Source organism: Methylobacterium sp. BE186 (genome assembly GCF_031457035.1).
GTDB classification, from domain to species: domain Bacteria; phylum Pseudomonadota; class Alphaproteobacteria; order Rhizobiales; family Beijerinckiaceae; genus Methylobacterium; species Methylobacterium segetis.
Genome location: NZ_JAVDVV010000002.1, coordinates 37,879 through 53,892, shown reverse-complemented (window position 1 = coordinate 53,892; position 16,014 = coordinate 37,879). Strand labels below are relative to the sequence as shown.

General features: G+C 74.8%; 15 protein-coding genes. 9 read left to right on the top strand and 6 right to left on the bottom strand.

Annotated features, from left to right (window positions below):
• The first annotated feature begins 49 nt into the window (after window positions 1-49).
• Window positions 50-2,008 carry a DNA mismatch repair endonuclease MutL gene (gene mutL, locus J2X36_RS02375; protein WP_310345722.1) on the top strand — a complete coding sequence of 653 codons (1,959 nt, stop codon included), beginning with the start codon at window positions 50-52 and terminating at the stop codon, window positions 2,006-2,008.
• 15 nt (window positions 2,009-2,023) lie between these two features.
• On the opposite strand, the gene rsmD is transcribed toward mutL, so the two are convergent.
• The 3 genes from rsmD to J2X36_RS02360 form a co-directional block, all read right to left on the bottom strand.
• On the bottom strand, window positions 2,024-2,593 hold the full coding sequence (rsmD, locus tag J2X36_RS02370) for a 16S rRNA (guanine(966)-N(2))-methyltransferase RsmD (RefSeq protein ID WP_132253909.1): 570 nt from the start codon (window positions 2,591-2,593) through the stop codon (window positions 2,024-2,026).
• Window positions 2,590-4,851, bottom strand: coding sequence for a pseudouridine synthase (locus J2X36_RS02365; protein ID WP_310345718.1), 2,262 nt, complete (start codon window positions 4,849-4,851; stop codon window positions 2,590-2,592). Before J2X36_RS02365 ends, rsmD begins: the two co-directional genes overlap by 4 nt.
• 136 nt (window positions 4,852-4,987) lie before the next feature.
• Entirely contained in the window at window positions 4,988-5,164 is a 177-nt protein-coding gene (locus J2X36_RS02360) for a DUF1328 domain-containing protein (protein ID WP_109895258.1), read from the bottom strand.
• Window positions 5,165-5,386: 222 nt separating this feature from the next.
• On the opposite strand from J2X36_RS02360, the gene J2X36_RS02355 reads away from it, so the two are divergent.
• A complete protein-coding gene (locus J2X36_RS02355) occupies window positions 5,387-5,860 on the top strand; it encodes a nucleoside deaminase (protein ID WP_132256707.1) in 474 nt (157 codons plus the stop codon).
• 49 nt (window positions 5,861-5,909) lie between these two features.
• Window positions 5,910-6,614 (top strand): SDR family NAD(P)-dependent oxidoreductase, encoded by a 705-nt coding sequence (locus J2X36_RS02350; RefSeq protein WP_310345701.1) that lies wholly within the window; start codon window positions 5,910-5,912, stop codon window positions 6,612-6,614.
• Window positions 6,615-6,668: 54 nt separating this feature from the next.
• Here J2X36_RS02350 and J2X36_RS02345 read toward each other — a convergent pair whose 3' ends face one another.
• Window positions 6,669-7,592 carry an alpha/beta hydrolase gene (locus J2X36_RS02345; RefSeq protein WP_310345698.1) on the bottom strand — a complete coding sequence of 308 codons (924 nt, stop codon included), beginning with the start codon at window positions 7,590-7,592 and terminating at the stop codon, window positions 6,669-6,671.
• A 199-nt stretch (window positions 7,593-7,791) separates the two neighbouring features.
• Between J2X36_RS02345 and J2X36_RS02340 the strand changes: the two genes are divergently transcribed.
• A complete protein-coding gene (locus tag J2X36_RS02340; RefSeq protein ID WP_310345695.1) occupies window positions 7,792-9,942 on the top strand; it encodes an EAL domain-containing protein in 2,151 nt (716 codons plus the stop codon).
• Window positions 9,943-10,007: 65 nt separating this feature from the next.
• Here J2X36_RS02340 and J2X36_RS02335 read toward each other — a convergent pair whose 3' ends face one another.
• Window positions 10,008-10,148 carry a hypothetical protein gene (locus J2X36_RS02335; RefSeq protein ID WP_165937969.1) on the bottom strand — a complete coding sequence of 47 codons (141 nt, stop codon included), beginning with the start codon at window positions 10,146-10,148 and terminating at the stop codon, window positions 10,008-10,010.
• A 156-nt stretch (window positions 10,149-10,304) separates the two neighbouring features.
• Window positions 10,305-11,588 (bottom strand): phosphoribosylamine--glycine ligase, encoded by a 1,284-nt coding sequence (gene purD / locus J2X36_RS02330; RefSeq protein WP_132257208.1) that lies wholly within the window; start codon window positions 11,586-11,588, stop codon window positions 10,305-10,307.
• Window positions 11,589-11,711: 123 nt separating this feature from the next.
• Between purD and J2X36_RS02325 the strand changes: the two genes are divergently transcribed.
• The 5 genes from J2X36_RS02325 (at window position 11,712) to J2X36_RS02305 (ending at window position 15,908) form a co-directional block, all read left to right on the top strand.
• Window positions 11,712-12,413, top strand: coding sequence for a hypothetical protein (locus tag J2X36_RS02325; RefSeq protein ID WP_310345689.1), 702 nt, complete (start codon window positions 11,712-11,714; stop codon window positions 12,411-12,413).
• A gap of 72 nt (window positions 12,414-12,485) precedes the next feature.
• Window positions 12,486-14,054 carry an exodeoxyribonuclease VII large subunit gene (gene xseA / locus J2X36_RS02320; protein ID WP_310345685.1) on the top strand — a complete coding sequence of 523 codons (1,569 nt, stop codon included), beginning with the start codon at window positions 12,486-12,488 and terminating at the stop codon, window positions 14,052-14,054.
• 106 nt (window positions 14,055-14,160) lie between these two features.
• Window positions 14,161-14,373 carry a TOBE domain-containing protein gene (locus J2X36_RS02315; RefSeq protein ID WP_310345683.1) on the top strand — a complete coding sequence of 71 codons (213 nt, stop codon included), beginning with the start codon at window positions 14,161-14,163 and terminating at the stop codon, window positions 14,371-14,373.
• Between the two features lie 153 nt (window positions 14,374-14,526).
• Window positions 14,527-14,754, top strand: a complete 228-nt coding sequence (locus J2X36_RS02310; protein WP_109893612.1) for a DUF4170 domain-containing protein — start codon at window positions 14,527-14,529, stop codon at window positions 14,752-14,754.
• A gap of 209 nt (window positions 14,755-14,963) precedes the next feature.
• On the top strand, window positions 14,964-15,908 hold the full coding sequence (locus J2X36_RS02305; RefSeq protein WP_132256666.1) for a ribose-phosphate pyrophosphokinase: 945 nt from the start codon (window positions 14,964-14,966) through the stop codon (window positions 15,906-15,908).
• The last annotated feature ends 106 nt before the right edge of the window (window positions 15,909-16,014 follow it).

The following is a 16,014-nucleotide window of genomic DNA, read 5'->3' as shown; positions in this document are numbered from 1 at the left end:
TGCGGGCCGGCTCGCGCGGGAGCGAGCCGGCCCCTATAATGGCGCGGCCATGCCCAGCCCCGCCCGCCCGGTCCGCCGCCTCGACCCGATCCTCGTCGACCGCATCGCCGCGGGCGAGGTGGTGGAGCGCCCGGCCTCGGCGGTGAAGGAACTCGTAGAGAACGCGATCGACGCGGGCGCCCGCTCGGTCGAGGTCACGATCGAGGGGGGAGGGCGCCGCCTGATCCGGGTCGTCGACGACGGGATCGGCATGGATCCGGAGGATCTGGCGCTGGCGGTGGAGCGCCACGCCACATCGAAGCTGCCGGACGGGGACCTCACCCGCATCGCCTCCCTGGGCTTTCGCGGCGAGGCGCTGCCCTCGATCGCCGCCGTGGCGCGGCTCACCATCACCACCCGCACGGCGCAAGCCTCCTCCGGCGCGAGCCTCACCGTCGATGCGGGCCTCAAGGGCGAGGTGCGGCCGGCATCGGCCGCCCGCGGCACCCGCATCGAGGTCGCGGACCTGTTCTCGGCGACGCCCGCCCGCCTCAAATTCCTGAAATCCGACCGGGCGGAGACGGCGGCCATCGCCGACATGCTGCGCCGCCTCGCGGTGGCCGAGCCCGGGATCCGCTTCACGCTCCGCACCGAATCCGGCCAGCCGATCGTCTTCCCCGCCGAGACGGAGGGGGGACCGGCCGCGATGCTGCGTCGGCTCGTGGCGGTGCTCGGGCCCGATTTCGGGCCGAACGCGCTGCCGCTCTCGATGGCGCGGGAGGGCCTCGCGCTCGAGGGCCATGTCGGCCTGCCGACCTTCCACCGGGGGTCGGCCACCCACATCCACTTCACGGTGAACGGGCGGCCGGTGCGCGACCGGCTGCTCCTCGGGGCCGTGCGCGGCGCCTACGCCGACACCATGGCCTCGGACCGGCACCCGGTCCTGGCGCTCCATCTCACCTGCGACGCGGGCTTCGTCGACGTGAACGTGCATCCGGCCAAGACCGAGGTGCGCTTCCGCGACCCCGGCCTCGTGCGCGCCCTGATCGTCAGCGCGATCCACGAGGCCCTGCGCCGGGGCGGCGCCCGCTCCGCCACGACGGGCGCCGCCCGCGCGCTCGAGGCCCTGCGGCCGGTGGGGGCGGCCCTGCCGGAGGGTGGTCTTGCGCCGCTGCGCACCCATACGGGCGCGAGTGCCCCGAGCCTGTTCCGCCCGACCCGGCCGAGCTTCTTTCCCGGCCGCGCGCCCTCCTTCGGGGCACCGGCCGAGTTCCGCCGCGAGACGGCCGAGGCCGGACCGGAGGCGGAGGGTTTCGGCGAGGCGGCGCAGGCCCTCCTCGAACCCGGCCCGTCCGATCCGCCCCTGGCCCCGCCGGCGGCCGATTGGCGCGCGGCGCCCTCCGAGAGCGAGCCCCTCGACCATCCGCTCGGGGCGGCGCGGGCGCAGCTCCACGAGACCTACATCGTGGCCCAGACCCGCGAGGGCGTCGTCCTCGTCGACCAGCACGCCGCCCACGAGCGCCTCGTCTACGAGCGGCTGAAGCGGGAGCGGGCAGAGGGCGGCATCGCCCGGCAGGGCATGCTGATCCCGGAGGTGGTGGAGATGGCGCCCCACGACGCGGAGCGCCTCGTCGCGGCCGCGGCCGACCTCGACCGGCTCGGCCTCGCGATCGAGGCCTTCGGCCCCGGCGCCGTGCTGGTGCGGGAGGTGCCCGCCGCCCTGGGCCGGACCTCGATCCGCGCCCTCGTCACGGACATCCTCGACGCGCTGGCCGAGAGCGGGCTGGAGGAGGGGGGCGAGGCGGGCACGGAAGGCGGCGGCCCGCTGGGGCGGCGGCTCGACGCCGTGCTCTCGCGGATGAGCTGCCACGGCTCGATCCGGGCGGGCCGGCGCCTGCGGCCGGAGGAGATGAACGCCCTCCTGCGCGAGATGGAGGCGACGCCGCTCTCGGGCTCGTGCAACCACGGCCGCCCGACCTTCGTGACGCTGAGCCTCGCCGACATCGAGAAGCTGTTCGGGCGCCGTTGAGCAGGCCCCAAGCGATCACGTTTCGCGGCCTCCCGCGTAGATCGCGATCATCACCGCCGTGTCCCCGTAGACCCGCCGTTCCAGGCTCTCGAAGGCCGGCGGCAGGGTGAGCGCGGCCTCCGCCGCCTCCTCGATGACGGCGAGTGCGCCGGGCTCCAGCCACCCCCCTTGCGCCGCCGAGGCGAGGGCCCTCGGGGCGAGGTCGCGGCCGTAGGGCGGGTCGCAGAAGACGAGGCCGAAGCGCCCGGCCGGACCGGCCGGGCCGAGCTTCGTCGCGTCGCGGCGGAACAGGCGGGTGACGCCCTCGAGCCCCAGCGCCTCGATGTTCTGGCGGATGAGGGAGCGCGCCTCCGCGCCCTCGTCGACGAGGAGCGCGTAGGACGCCCCGCGCGAGAGCGCCTCGAAGCCGAGCGCGCCGGTGCCGGCGAAGAGGTCGAGCACCCGCGCCCCCGAGACCGCGTCCGCGTAGGCGTGGGCGAGGACGTTGAACAGGGCCTCGCGCAGGCGGTCCGAGGTCGGCCGGATCGCCTCGGTGCGGGGGGAGGCGAGGCGTCGGCCGCGGAGCGCGCCGCCGACGATCCTCACCGGCCGCCGCGGGGCTTGCCGCCGGGCCTGCCGCCCGGCTTGCCCCCGAAGCCGCCGGGCTTGCCTCCGAAGCCGCCGGGCTTGCCCCCACCCGGCTTGCCGCCGGCCCGCGGGCCCGACCCGCCGCCGGGCTTGGCCCCGAAGCCGCCGGGCTTGCCCTCGCCCCGGGCGCCGGAGCGGGCACCGGACCGCGGCCCGCCGGACGCCGCGTCGGACCGGCCCTCCGCCTTGCCGCGGAAGCCGCCGCCGGGCTTGTCGCCGAACCGGCCTCCCGGCTTGCCTCCGAAGCCGCCAGGCTTAGCTCCGAAGCCGCCGGGCTTGGCCCCGAAGCCGCCGGGCTTGCCCTCACCCCGGGGGCCGGAGCGGGGACCGCTCGACCGGCGCGCCTCGCCCTCGCCGCCCTCCTGGCGCCAGCGGGCACCGGTCTCGGCCCGGGGGCCGCCGCGCGAAGACTCGCCGCGCGAAGACTGGCCGCGGGAAGCCTCGCCGCGGGGCGGACGCTCGCGGAACGGGCGATCCTGAGACGGGCGTTCCCGGTCCGAACGCTCGCGGGCAGGACGCTCCCGGGCAGAATGCTCCCGCGCAGGACGTTCGCGGTCCGAACGCTCCCTGTCCGGGCGCTCGGCGCGCGGGCCGCTGCGGGTCAGGCGCGCCTCCCCGGACGGCCCGCGCCGCTCGGGCGGCGCGCGGTCGCTGACGCCCTCGCGGGAGGGGCGCTCTCGGGACGCGCCCTCGCGGGAGCCACCCTCAGTGCCGTCCGCGCGGCGGAACTTCCGGGTGCCGGTCGCGGGGTCGATCGTGGCGAACCGGGTGCGGCGGTGCGGCTCGGGGGCCGGCTCCGGCGGGCTCGCCTGCAGGCGCTCGACCACCACGCGGCGCTCGCCGGTGCGGATCGAGCCGACGCGCTCGCGCCCCCGCTCGGCGGCGGCCGCCCGCTCCGCCTTCGGGTCGGCGCCGCGCCGGGGCACCTTGGCGGCGCGCAAGGGGGCGGGGCCGTCCGTCTCGTCGGCCCGCCAGACGGAGCGGCGGGGGCCGGGGCCCATGCCGCCGGTGGGCACGCGCGCGGGCGGCCGGACCGGCGAGGCCGCCGGCCCGCCGCGCCCGGTCCGCGGCGCCTCGGCGCCGCGCCGGCCCGGCGCCTCGCGGCGGCTGTCGGTGCGGGCGGCTCCGCGCGCGGCGGCGGCCGCCTCGCGCGCCGCCCCCTTCGGCGAGCCGAACGGGGTCACGGGCTCGCGCACCGGGCTCTCGAAATCGACCTCGGCCTGCGCCGAGAGGCCGGGGCCGAGCTGCTCCTTCAGCACCTTGGTGCGCACCTCCTCGACGAGGCCGGCCTCCAGGTCGCCGAGCTGGAAGGGCCCGAACGAGAGGCGGATCAGCCGGTTCACGGCCAATCCCAGATGCTCGAGGATGCGCTTGACCTCCCGGTTCTTGCCCTCGCGCAGGCCGAGCGTCAGCCAGAGGTTGTCGCCCTGCATCCGGTCGAGGCTGGCCTCGATCGGGCCGTATTCCATGCCGTCGATGGTGACGCCCTTGCGCAGCCGGTCGAGCTCGGCCTGGGTCGTCTCGCCGTGCGCACGCACCCGGTAGCGGCGCAGCCAGCCCGTGTCGGGATGGGCGATCACCTTGGCGAGGCCGCCGTCATTGGTGAGGAGCAGGAGCCCCTCGGTGTTGATGTCGAGCCGGCCCACCGCGACGACGCGGGGCAGATCCTCCGGCAGCGTCTCGAACACGGTCTGGCGCCCCTCCGGGTCGCGGGCCGTGGTGACGAGGCCGCGGGGCTTGTGGAACAGCCAGAGCCGGGTGCGCTCGCGGGCGGGCAGGGGCTCGCCGTCGACGACGATCCGGTCGGCCTCCGTCACGTTGATCGCGGGCGAGGCCAGGACCTCGCCGTTGAGGAGCACTCGCCCCTCCGCGATCATCGCCTCCGCGTCGCGGCGGGAGGCGACGCCGGCCCGCGCGATCGCCTTGGCGATGCGCTCGCCCTCCGGGGTGCCCTGGTCCGGCGAGGCGGGCGCCTCGCCCCCCTCTGTCTCGCTTCCCTGCGCCTCCCGCGCCTGCGCCTTGGCCCGCGGCTCGCTCCGGCGCACGGCGAGGGGCTTGGCCGCCTTCTCCTTGCGGCGCGGCCGCGGCGCCTCGGAATCGGGGCCGGGCACGCCCGCGTCGGTGGCGGGGGCCCAGGCGGCAGGCTCCTCCGGCCGCGCGGCGGGCGGGTCGGTCTCGGGGATGTCGGGGGTGTCGTCGGGCGGGGTCGCGTTCATGGGCGCCCCATAACAGAGGCGGGCGGGCCGCGCGAGGCCGATGCGTCAACCGCGCCCGCGCAGCGCCCCGGAAATGGAAGAGGCGGCCGCAAGGGCCGCCTCGTCACGCATGTCCGTCTTCGGGGTCCGGGGCGCCTCAGAGCCTCGGCGAACGGCCGCGCATCACGCCGAACACGGCGGAGATGAGGAACAGGGCGATCGCGACGAAGAAGACGATCTTGGCCGCCTCCATGGCGGTGCCCGCGATGCCGCCGAACCCGAGCAGGGCCGCGATGACGGCGACGACGAGGAAGGTGACTGCCCAACCGATCATGGTGCTCTCCGTGACTTCGATGTTGCCGGCTCAACGGCCAAGCTAGGCCCTCGGTTCCGGATGCCGACGCCGCCGGCTCCGTGCGTCCGGCGGCGTCTTTCACGCCCCGACTTTACGCCGGGGGCGCCCTTCAGTTCCTCGGGCCTCGGGGCGTGATGCAGCCGGGCGTTGTCCGGGCGGGGCCTCCGGCGGCGCTTCCCCCGCCGCCGGCCCGCCCCTAGAATGCGGCCCGTGCCCGATCCCGACCATCGCTCCCCGGACCCGCTGAGCCTCGCCCTGGACGCTGCCCGCCGGGCCGCCGGCGAGGGCGAGGTGCCCGTCGGCGCGGTGGTCGTGCGGGACGGCGCCGTCCTCGCCGTCGCCCACAACCGCCCGCGGGCGCTGCGCGACCCGACCGCCCACGCGGAGATCCTGGCGATCCGCGCCGCCTGCGCCCGCCTCGGCGACGAGCGGCTGAGCGGCTGCGACCTCTACGTGACGCTGGAGCCCTGCCCGATGTGCGCGGGCGCGATCTCGTTCGCGCGGATCCGGCGGCTCTACTTCGCGGCCCCCGACCCGAAGGGCGGCGGCGTCGAGCACGGGCCGCGGGTGTTCAACCAAGCGACCTGCCACCACGCGCCGGAGGTCTACGGGGGCCTGCGCGAGGCGGAGGCCGCGGCCCTGCTGCGCGCCTTCTTCGCGGACAGGCGGGGCTGAGGGGCGTGCAGGATCCCGGCAGCAGGCCGCGCGAGACAGGAGGAGCGAGATGACACCCCCTTACGAGCGCGCCCTGATCGTGGGCGCCGGGTCCGGCCTGAGCGCGTCGCTCGCCCGGCTCCTCGCGGGGCAGGGGATGCGGGTGGGGCTCGCCGCGCGCAACGTCGCCAAGCTCGGCGACCTCGCCGCGGAGACGGGCGCCGCGATCCATGCCTGCGACGCCAGCCGGCCCGCGGAGGTCGAGGCCCTGTTCGCCCGGCTGGAACCGGCGCTCGGCGGCCATCCGGACGTGGTGGTCTACAATGCGAGCGGGCGCCTGCGCGGCCCCCTCGTCGGCCTCGATCCCGAGGCGGTCGAGCGCGCGCTCGCGGTGACGGCCTACGGCGCCTTCCTCGTGGCGCAGGCGGCCGCCCGCCGGATGCTGCCCGCCCGGCACGGGGCGCTGCTGTTCACCGGCGCCTCGGCCAGCGTGAAGGGATTTGCGGGGTCGAGCCCCTTCGCCATGGGCAAGTTCGCCCTGCGCGGCCTCTCGGAGAGCCTCGCCCGCGAGTTGCAGCCGCAGGGCATCCACGTCGCGCACGTCGTCATCGACGGCGCCATCCGGAACCCGGCCCGCGGCGGCGAGCCGCCGGACGCGCCGGACAGCACCCTCGACCCCGACGCCATCGCCCGGGCCTATCTCGACCTCCTGCGCCAGGACCGCAGCGCCTGGACCTCCGAGGTCGCGCTCCGCCCCTGGGTCGAGCGGTTCTGACCCTCGCGCCGCCCTCCCTCTCCCGTTCGGGAGAGGGAGGGCCGTTCGGAGACGTCACCCGGCCAGGAACGCCCGCAGGGCCTTGAGCGTGGCGGACGGGTTCTCCTCGGCGAGGAAATGGCCGGAGACGACGACCTCCCCGGTCGCCTGCGGCGCGAAGGTGCGCCGCCAGGTGGCGAGGGCCGTCTCGGGCTTGCCCCGCTCGAGATAGGCGTCGCTCGACAGGACGAGGACCGGCATCGGCAGGGTGCGCCCGGCCGCGAGGTCGGCCGCGTCGGCCGCGCGGTCCGGCCCCGCCCCGGCCCGGTAATCCTCGCACATCGCGTGGATGCGCTCGGGCACGTTCCAGGATTGCCGGTAGAGGGCGAGCGCCCCCGGCGCGAAGGCGGAGAGGTCCTTCGCGCGGGACCAGTCGCGCAGCAGGCCCTCGTAATAGGCGTCCGGGCCGCGGGCGAGGATCTCGTCCTCCGGCCCCGGTGCCGGGCCGGCCAGGAACGGCCAGTGCGGGTTCATGCCGGGATGCGCCTCGATCCGCTCCCACTGGACGAGAGTCGGCACGATGTCGAGGAGGGCGAGGCGGGCGACCCGGCCCGGCTCGTCGAGGGCGAGCCGGTAGGCGACGCGGGCGCCGCGGTCGTGCCCGCAGAGCGCGAAATGGACGTGGCCGATCCGCTCCATCAGCGCGACGATCTCGCGCCCGAGCTCGCGCTTGGCGTAGGCCTCGTGGCCGGGGCCTCCCGCGGGCGCCGCCGACCAGCCGTAGCCCTTCAGGTCGAGGCAGATCACCCGATGGTCGCGCGCGAGATCGGGGGCGAGGCGGTGCCACATCGCGTGCGTCTGAGGAAAGCCGTGCAGGAGGAGGAGCGGGGGCGCCTCCGCCGGGCCGCCGGCACGCGCGAAGGCGCGCCCGCCCAGCCCCTCGAGCCAGAGCGACTCGAAGCCCGGGAAGAGATCCACGCTCCCGGCATCGTCCGTCATCGATCGTCTCCCCCTGCCCCATGGCCGGCGCCCGATGAAATCCGGCGCGTGTTGAACCCGTCCGGGCCGATTCGGCTCCGGCTCCTGCATAGATTCTTCGCGTTGCAGCCCGAATAGTGTGCAGTGTGCGTAGAATTGATCCGAGAACAATTGTTAAGACATACCCAGCAACATCGGCACGTTCCGCGACGGTGGTTCGATGCCCCTACAACTCTTGGAAGATTACGCGCAGGTGGCCTCGGACTGGTTCTGGGAGACCGGGGCGGATGCGTGCTTCACCTACCTGAGCCCGGGCATCGGCCGCTTCCTCGGGCGGGACGTGGCCGAGCTGATGGGCCGGTCCCGCCACGCGATCTCGGTGAACGGCGAGGACGAGAACCACTGGAGACCCTATCGCGAGGCGATGGCGCGGCGCGAGGGCTTTCGCGACTTCGACTATCCCTATTCCCATCCCGACGGCGGCACGCGCTGGCTGCGCATCAGCGGCGAGCCCCGCTTCGGGCGGGACGGCGCCTTCGAGGGCTACCGGGGCGTCGGCACCGACGTGAGCGCCGAGCGGGCGGCGCGCAGCGCCCTCTCGACGGCGCTCGGCGACCTGCGGGCCTCGAACCTGCGGCTCGCCGAGCAGAACCGCCTGTTCGAGGCGGCGCTGAGCAACATGGTCCAGGGCCTGTGCATGTTCGACGCCGCGGCGCGGCTCGTCGTCTGCAACCACCGCTATCGGGAGATCTTCGGCCTGCCACCCGAGGCGGTCCAGTTCGGGATGAGCCAGCGCGACCTCTGCACGATCCTGGTGGCGCGGGGCTGCTACCGGCGCGAGGTCACGGTCGACAGCCTGTGCGAGGGGACGCGGCTGGCCATCACCGCGGACGAGGCCGCGCCGATCCACCGGGAGCTCGCCGACGGGCGCATCCTCGCCGTGTGCTACCGCCCGATCGAGGGCGGGGGCTGGGTCTCGACCTTCGAGGACATCACCGAGCGCCGCCGCAACGAGGCGCGCATCGCCCACATGGCGCGCCACGACGCGCTGACGGACCTTCCGAACCGCACGGCCCTGCGCGAGTGCGGCACCGACCTGATGGCCGAGGGGCGCCATGAGGGCGGGCAGCGCCTCGCCATGCTCGCCCTCGACCTCGACCGGTTCAAGGTGGTCAACGACACGCATGGCCACGGCGTCGGCGACGCGCTCCTTCGGGCGGTGGCCGAGCGGCTCTGCGCCAACGTGCGCGGCGGCGACCTCGTGGCCCGCCTCGGCGGCGACGAGTTCGCGGTGATGCACCGGGTCGCCGACGCGCAGGGGGCCCTGACGCTCGCCGAGCGCCTGATCGCCGTGGTGAGCGCGCCCTACGAGCTCGGCGACTACTCGGTCGAGATCGGCATGAGCGTCGGCCTCGCCCTGGCCGGGGCCGAGACCGAGGATGTCGAGCGCCTCCTGAAGAACGCCGACACCGCCCTCTACCACGCCAAGGGCGCGGGGCGCGGGCAGGCCTGCCTGTTCGCGGCGGCGATGGACGAGACCGCCGAGGCGCGCCGCACCCTGGAGCGGGACCTGCGCGCGGCCCTCGTCAGCGACGCCTTCGAGCTGCATTACCAGCCCCTGGTCGAGGCCGGCAGCGGCGGCGTCAGGACGCTGGAGGCGCTGATGCGCTGGCGCCACCCGGAGCAGGGGCTGATCAGCCCGGCGACCTTCATCCCCATCGCGGAGGAGACCGGGCTGATCGTGCCGCTCGGCGAGTGGGTGCTGAACCAGGCCTGCCGGGACGCGGCGACCTGGCCCGCCGAGGTCGGCCTCGCCGTCAACGTCTCCGCGGTGCAGCTGCGCCACCGCGCCTTCGCGCAGACGGTGCTGCTGGCGCTCGCCGCGAGCGGCCTGCGGCCCGAGCGTTTGGAGCTCGAGATCACCGAGAGCGTCCTCCTCGACGACACCGAGGCGAACCTGGAGACGCTGCACCTGCTGCGCCGGACCGGCATCCGCATCTCGATGGACGATTTCGGCACCGGCTACTCGAGCCTGAGCTACCTGCGCCGCTTCCCCTTCGACAAGATCAAGATCGACCGCTCCTTCGTGCGCGACGCGGGCCACCTCGCCGAATCGGGGCCGATCATCCGGGCGCTGGTCGGGCTCGGCGCCAATCTCGGCATCACCACGGTGATCGAGGGCATCGAGACGCCGGACCAGCTCGCCGCCGTGCGGGCCGAGGGCTGCGACGAGATCCAGGGCTTCCTGTTCAGCCCGCCGCGGCCGGCCCGCGAGGTCGGCGAGATGCTGGCGGGCCTGCGCCGGCGGGCCGCGCAGGAGGCTGCCCAGGAGGGCGCCCAGGAGGCTGCCCAGGAGGCCGCGGCCGCCTGAGCCCCGGACGTCCCCTGCGACGTCCCCTGCGACTTGCCCCGCTCTTTGCCCCGCTGCTGGCCCTGCTACTTGCCCTGGAGCGCCTTCGCGACGCCGGCGAGGCGTCGGGCGGCCTTGCGCGCGGGCGCGTCGACCGCGTCCAGGAACAGGATGCCGGCCATGACGGAGGCGACCGTGAGGAGGAACTGGGCCAGCGCGTGGGACATCGACCGGGCTCTCGTGATTCGGCTGAGGCGCACCCGTTCTGCCGGGCACTGCCGACACGATTCAATCGGAACAGGGTGAACGCGGGGTAACCGGAGGGCCGGCGGAGCGTTTTCCCGGGCCGGTGCGCCCCGGATGCCACGCTCCGCCGGACGGCCCTAGACGCCCCGGCCCGCGGCCTCGCGGGCGACGGCGCGCTGGCCGATGTCGCGGCGGCAGAACCCCTCCGGCCAGTCGATCCGCGCGACCGCCGCGTAGGCGCGGGCCTGCGCCTCGGCCACGCTCTCGCCGAGGGCGGTGACGGCGAGGACGCGGCCCCCGTCGGCGAGCAGCCGGTCGCCCTCGGCGCGGGTGCCGGCCTGGAAGACGAAGGCGGCGTCGCTCGCCGCCGCCTCCGCGACCCCGCGGATCTCCGATCCCCGCACCACCGTGCCCGGATAGCCCGCCGCCGCCATCACCACGGTGAGCGCGGCCCGGTGCGGGTCGAATTCGAGGGCGACGCCGGAGAGATCGCCGTCGCAGGCCGAGAGCAGGGCGGGGACGAGGTCCGAGGCGAGGCGCGGCATCAGCACCTGGGCCTCGGGATCGCCGAAGCGGGTGTTGTACTCGATGAGCTTCGGCCCCTCCTCGGTCAGCATCAGCCCGGCATAGAGGATGCCGGTGAAGGGGGTGCCTCGCTCGCGCATGCCCCTGAGGGTCGGCGCGATGATCGTGTCCATCACGGCGCGCTCGATCTCCGGCGTCACGATGGCGGCGGGCGAGTAGGCGCCCATGCCGCCGGTATTCGGCCCCCGGTCCCCGTCGAAGACGCGCTTGTGGTCCTGGGCGGTGCCGACCGGAATGGCGCGGGTGCCGTCGCAGAGGGCGAAGAAGCTCGCCTCCTCGCCGACGAGGCATTCCTCGATCACGACCTCGGCGCCGGGCTCGGAGAGCAGGGCGCGCAGGGCGGCCTCCGCCTGGTCGAGGGTGTCGGCCACGGTGACGCCCTTGCCGGCGGCGAGCCCGTCCGCCTTGACGACGATCGGCGCGCCCCGCTCGCGCAGGTAGGCGAGGGCCGGATCGAGCGCGGAGAAGCGGGCGAAGGCGGCGGTGGGAATGCCGTAGGCGGCGCAGAGATCCTTGGTGAAGCCCTTGGAGCCTTCGAGCCGGGCGGCGGCCCTCGTCGGCCCGAAGGCCCGGATGCCGGCCTCCGTCAGATCGTCCACGAGGCCCGCGACGAGGGGCGCCTCGGGCCCCACCACCACGAGGCCGATCCCCTCCTGCTCGCAGAAGGCGCGGACCGCCGCGTGGTCCGAGACCGCGAGATCGGGCCGGTTCTCGCCGTGCTGGGCCGTGCCGGGATTGCCGGGCGCGGTGAACAGGCGGGTGCAGAGCGGGCTCTTGGCGAGCGCGAAGGAGAGGGCGTGCTCGCGCCCGCCCGAACCGATCAGAAGGATGTTCATGGGACCGGGGTTTTCCTCAAAAACCGGCCCGGAGGAAAGGAGAATCCGACACGGCGCGCGAGGTCGTGCACGGGAACGGCACTCCGGGGCCGCGGTTTCCCCGCCTGGGGATGGAGGGCGCCCATGGAGCAGGCAGGCGGGCGAGGGCCGCTCACGATCGAGCGGGCCGCGAGCCTCACCCAGACGCTCGCCATCGTCGCGGCCGGGGCCTGGGCGGTCTACACCTTCATCTACGAGGCCCGGATCAAGCCGGGCCTGGAGCCGCCCGCCGTCTCGGTGAAGACCGACCTCGTGAAGGCCGGCGAGCGCGGCGACCGGATCGCGATCCGCTCCACCCTCACCCGCACCAATGTCGGGCATACCGGCGTGCGCATCCTCGGCCTCACCTACAACGTGGTCGGGATCAGCGCCCGCTTCGGCACGGATCCCGGCCGGGAGGGGGCCTTCGCGGCGAGCCTTGCGGGCTCGGCCAGCGTCGGCGCGGCGCGCGACTACGCGCTCGGGGAGCCGGGCAGCGTGATCCTGCGCCACGGCACCCTGTTCGAGGGCGCGACGGAGGGGCCGGCCGAGCCCTCCGACCTCAATCCGGGCGAGACGGTCTCGCGCGACCTCATCCTCTACGCCGACCGCACGCAGTTCGATTTCCTGCGCGTCGAGGTGAGCCTCGCCTACGCCAAGAGCGACGAGCCGCCCGTGCCCCTGCGCTTCGAGACGGGGCCGGGCGGTCGCCTGTCGCTTCAGCCGCGGGCCGATTGCCGGGCGGAGCCCGGGACCTGCCGGCGCCTGAAGGCGACGGACTTCGCCACCGAGTTTTCCCTCTGGTGAATCGCAGGCGGCGGCCCACCGTGGCCCCGGCGCCCTCGACCATCGCCCCGGGCGGCGCTAGCCTCCCGCCCCATGTCCATCCTCGCCGCCCTGACGCAGCCGCAGCCGAGCCAGTCCGCCGCGACGAACCAGACCGAGTGGAGCGTCGGCGACCTCGCCGCGGCGCTCCGCCGGACGCTGGAGGACGCCTTCGGCCACGTGCGCCTGCGGGGCGAGATCTCGGGCTATCGCGGGCCGCACGGCTCGGGCCACGCCTATTTCTCGCTCAAGGACGGCAACGCGAAGATCGACGCGGTCGTCTGGAAGGGCACGCTCAACCGCCTCCGGCAGAAGCCGAAGGAGGGGCTGGAGGTCGTCGCCACCGGCAAGATCACGACCTATCCCGGCAAGTCCTCCTACCAGATCGTCGTCGAGAGCCTGGAGCCTGCCGGGATCGGTGCCTGGATGGCGCTCCTGGAGGAGCGCAAGCGCCTGCTCGCGGCGGAGGGCCTGTTCGCGCCCGAGCGCAAGCGCCCGATCCCCTACCTGCCGCGCGTGGTCGGGGTCGTCACCTCGCCGACCGGCGCCGTCATCCGCGACATCCTGCACCGGCTGGAGGACCGCTTTCCCCGCCCCGTCCTCGTCTGGCCCGTGCGGGTGCAGGGGGAGGGCGCGGCCGAGGAGGTCGCCGCCGCGATCCGGGGCTTCAACGCCCTCGCCCCCGGCGGCCCGATCCCGCGGCCGGACGTGCTGATCGTCGCCCGCGGCGGCGGCTCGATCGAGGATCTCTGGGCCTTCAACGAGGAGGTCGTGGTCCGCGCCGCCTTCGAGAGCGCGATCCCCCTGATCTCGGCGGTGGGCCACGAGACCGACACCACCCTGATCGACTACGCCGCCGACCGACGCGCGCCGACGCCCACGGGCGCGGCCGAGATGGCGGTGCCCGTCCACGCCGAATTGACGGCGCAGATCGACGATCTCGGCCGCCGCCAGCGGGGTGCGGTCCTGCGCAAGCTCGACCGGGACCGGAGCGACCTGCGCGCCAGCGTGCGGGCGATGCCGGGCGCCGACGCCTTCCTGGCGGGCAAGCGCCAGCGCCTCGACCTCGCCGAGGCCCGCCTGCGGCCGGCTTTGGCCAACAATGCCCGCACCTTCCGCGACCGGCTCGGCCGCGTGCTGGAGCGCCTCGCCCGCCACCCGCCGGAGCTCGGCCTCGCCCGGGCCCGCGCGCGTCTCTCCGCGATCGACCACCGCCCGCGCACCGCGATCCTGCACCAGATCGGCCGCCGGGCCGACGCGCTCGCCGGCCTCGACCGGCTGCTCGGCTCGCTCAGCTACCGGGCGGTCCTCGCCCGCGGCTACGCCCTCGTCCGGGACGAGACCGGCGCGAGCGTCCGCTCCGCCGCCCAGGTCGCGCCGGGCGCCCGGCTGCGGCTCGAATTCGCCGATGGCGGCGCGGCGGTGCGGGCGGAGGGCGAGGGGCCGGAGGCGGACGGCCCGCAGGATGGAGGGCGCCAGCAGGATGGTGGGCGCCAGCAAGAGGTTGGGCGCCAGCGGGACGGGGTCGCCGAGGCCCCGCCCGCGCGCCCGGCGCGGCGCCCCGCGAAGCGCCGGGAGCCCGCCGCCGACGCGCCCGCCGCCCGGCAGGGCAGCCTGTTCTGAGGCGCCCGGCCCGGTGCCCGGCTTGGCGGGCGGCTTCCCGCCCGGCTTGGCGCGCGCGGGCTCCTGCGCCAGATCGGGCCTCGCGACCCCGCGAGAGGAGACCCCGATGAAGCACGGCGCCCGCAACGACATCCCGGCCGAGGTGGTCGAGATCAAGCACGGCACGCTGATGGCGCAGGTCGAGGTGCGGCTCGTCGGCACCGAGTATCGCATGAGCTCGGTGATGACCCTCGATTCCCTGCGGGCGCTTGGGTTGCAGCTCGGAGACCGCGTCAGCGTGGTCGCCAAGGCGGTGAACGTGCTCCTGACGAAATCCTGAGGCGGGCCGGCGCCCGCGCCGTTCGCCGCCCGCAACCCCCGCCCCCGGCCGGGATGGTTGACGCGGGTGCCGGCGTTTGCGACCCGCTCGGCTGCCCCGGCCCGAGCCCGATCCTTGCTTGCGGCCGGGCGCGAGGGTCCCGAAGGAGAGGGCATGACCACTAGCATCGACAGCGACCAGAAGCTCCACCTCGTGTTCGGCGGCGAGCTGGAGCGGCTCGAGGGCGTGCGCTTCCGCGACGTCAAGGGCCTCGACATCGTCGGCATCTTCCCCGACTACGCCTCCGCGCAGGCCGCCTGGAAGGCGAAGGCCCAGGCCACGGTCGATTCGGCCCAGACCCGCTATTTCATCGTGCACCTGCACCGGCTCCTCGAGCCGTGAGGCCGGTCGGGCCGGCCCCGCGTCGGGAGGCTCCGGGGGGGCGCGGCCGTGCAGGGCAGGGATGCCGCCGGCATGAAGCCATTGTGACGCCCATCCACCGCTGATAAGAGCCCGGCCGGCCGGATCGGTGGTCCCGACGGCCGGGCCGGCGTCATAATCCAGGTTCCGCAGCGCCTCTGGCCCCAGATCCGCGACATGAGTGTGCCGGCATGAAGTCCTCGATCAAGATCATCGCCGGCAATGCCAGCCGGCCATTGGCCGAGGCCATCGCCGCCTACCTCGAGCTGCCGCTCGCCAAGTGCATGGTCCGGCGCTTCGCCGACATGGAGATCTTCGTCGAGCTTCAGGAGAACGTGCGCGGCGAGGACGTCTTCATCGTCCAGTCGACCTCGTTCCCGGCCAACGACCACCTGATGGAGCTGCTCATCATGATCGACGCCGCGCGGCGCTCCTCGGCGCGGCGCATCACGGCGGTGATCCCCTATTTCGGCTACGCCCGCCAGGACCGGCGCACCTCGGGCCGCACCCCGATCTCGGCCAAGCTCGTGGCGAACCTGATCACCGAGGCCGGCGCCGACCGCGTCCTCACCCTCGACCTCCATGCCGGCCAGATCCAGGGCTTCTTCGACATCCCGACCGACAACCTCTTCGCCGCCCCCGTGATGGTGCGCGACATCAAGGAGCGGCTACCGGGCGGCGACCGCATGGTGGTCTCGCCGGACGTCGGCGGCGTGGTGCGCGCGCGCGCCATCGCCAAGCGCATCGACGCGCAGCTCGCCATCGTCGACAAGCGCCGCGAGCGACCCGGCGAATCCGAGGTCATGAACATCATCGGCGAGGTCGAGGGGCGCTCCTGCATCCTCGTCGACGACATCGTCGATTCGGGCGGCACCCTCGTGAACGCGGCCGAGGCGCTGTTGAATGCCGGCGCCAAGGACGTCTCGGCCTACATCACGCACGGGGTGCTCTCGGGCGGCGCCGTCTCGCGCATCGCCGCCTCGCGGATGAAGGAACTCGTGATCACGGACTCGATCCAGCCGACCCAGGCCGTGAAGCTCGCCCGCAACATCCGCGTCGCCACGATCGCGCCGCTGCTCGGCGAGGCGATCGGGCGCACGGCCACCGAATCGAGCGTGTCGAGCCTGTTCGACTGAGGCGCGGGCCCGGCCTGTACGCCTTGCGCGGTCGCGCCCTATCTCATCGCGCACAACCGGCCCCGCGCCCGTTGCGCGGCGCCGCGGGCGGGAGATTTCGGGAGTC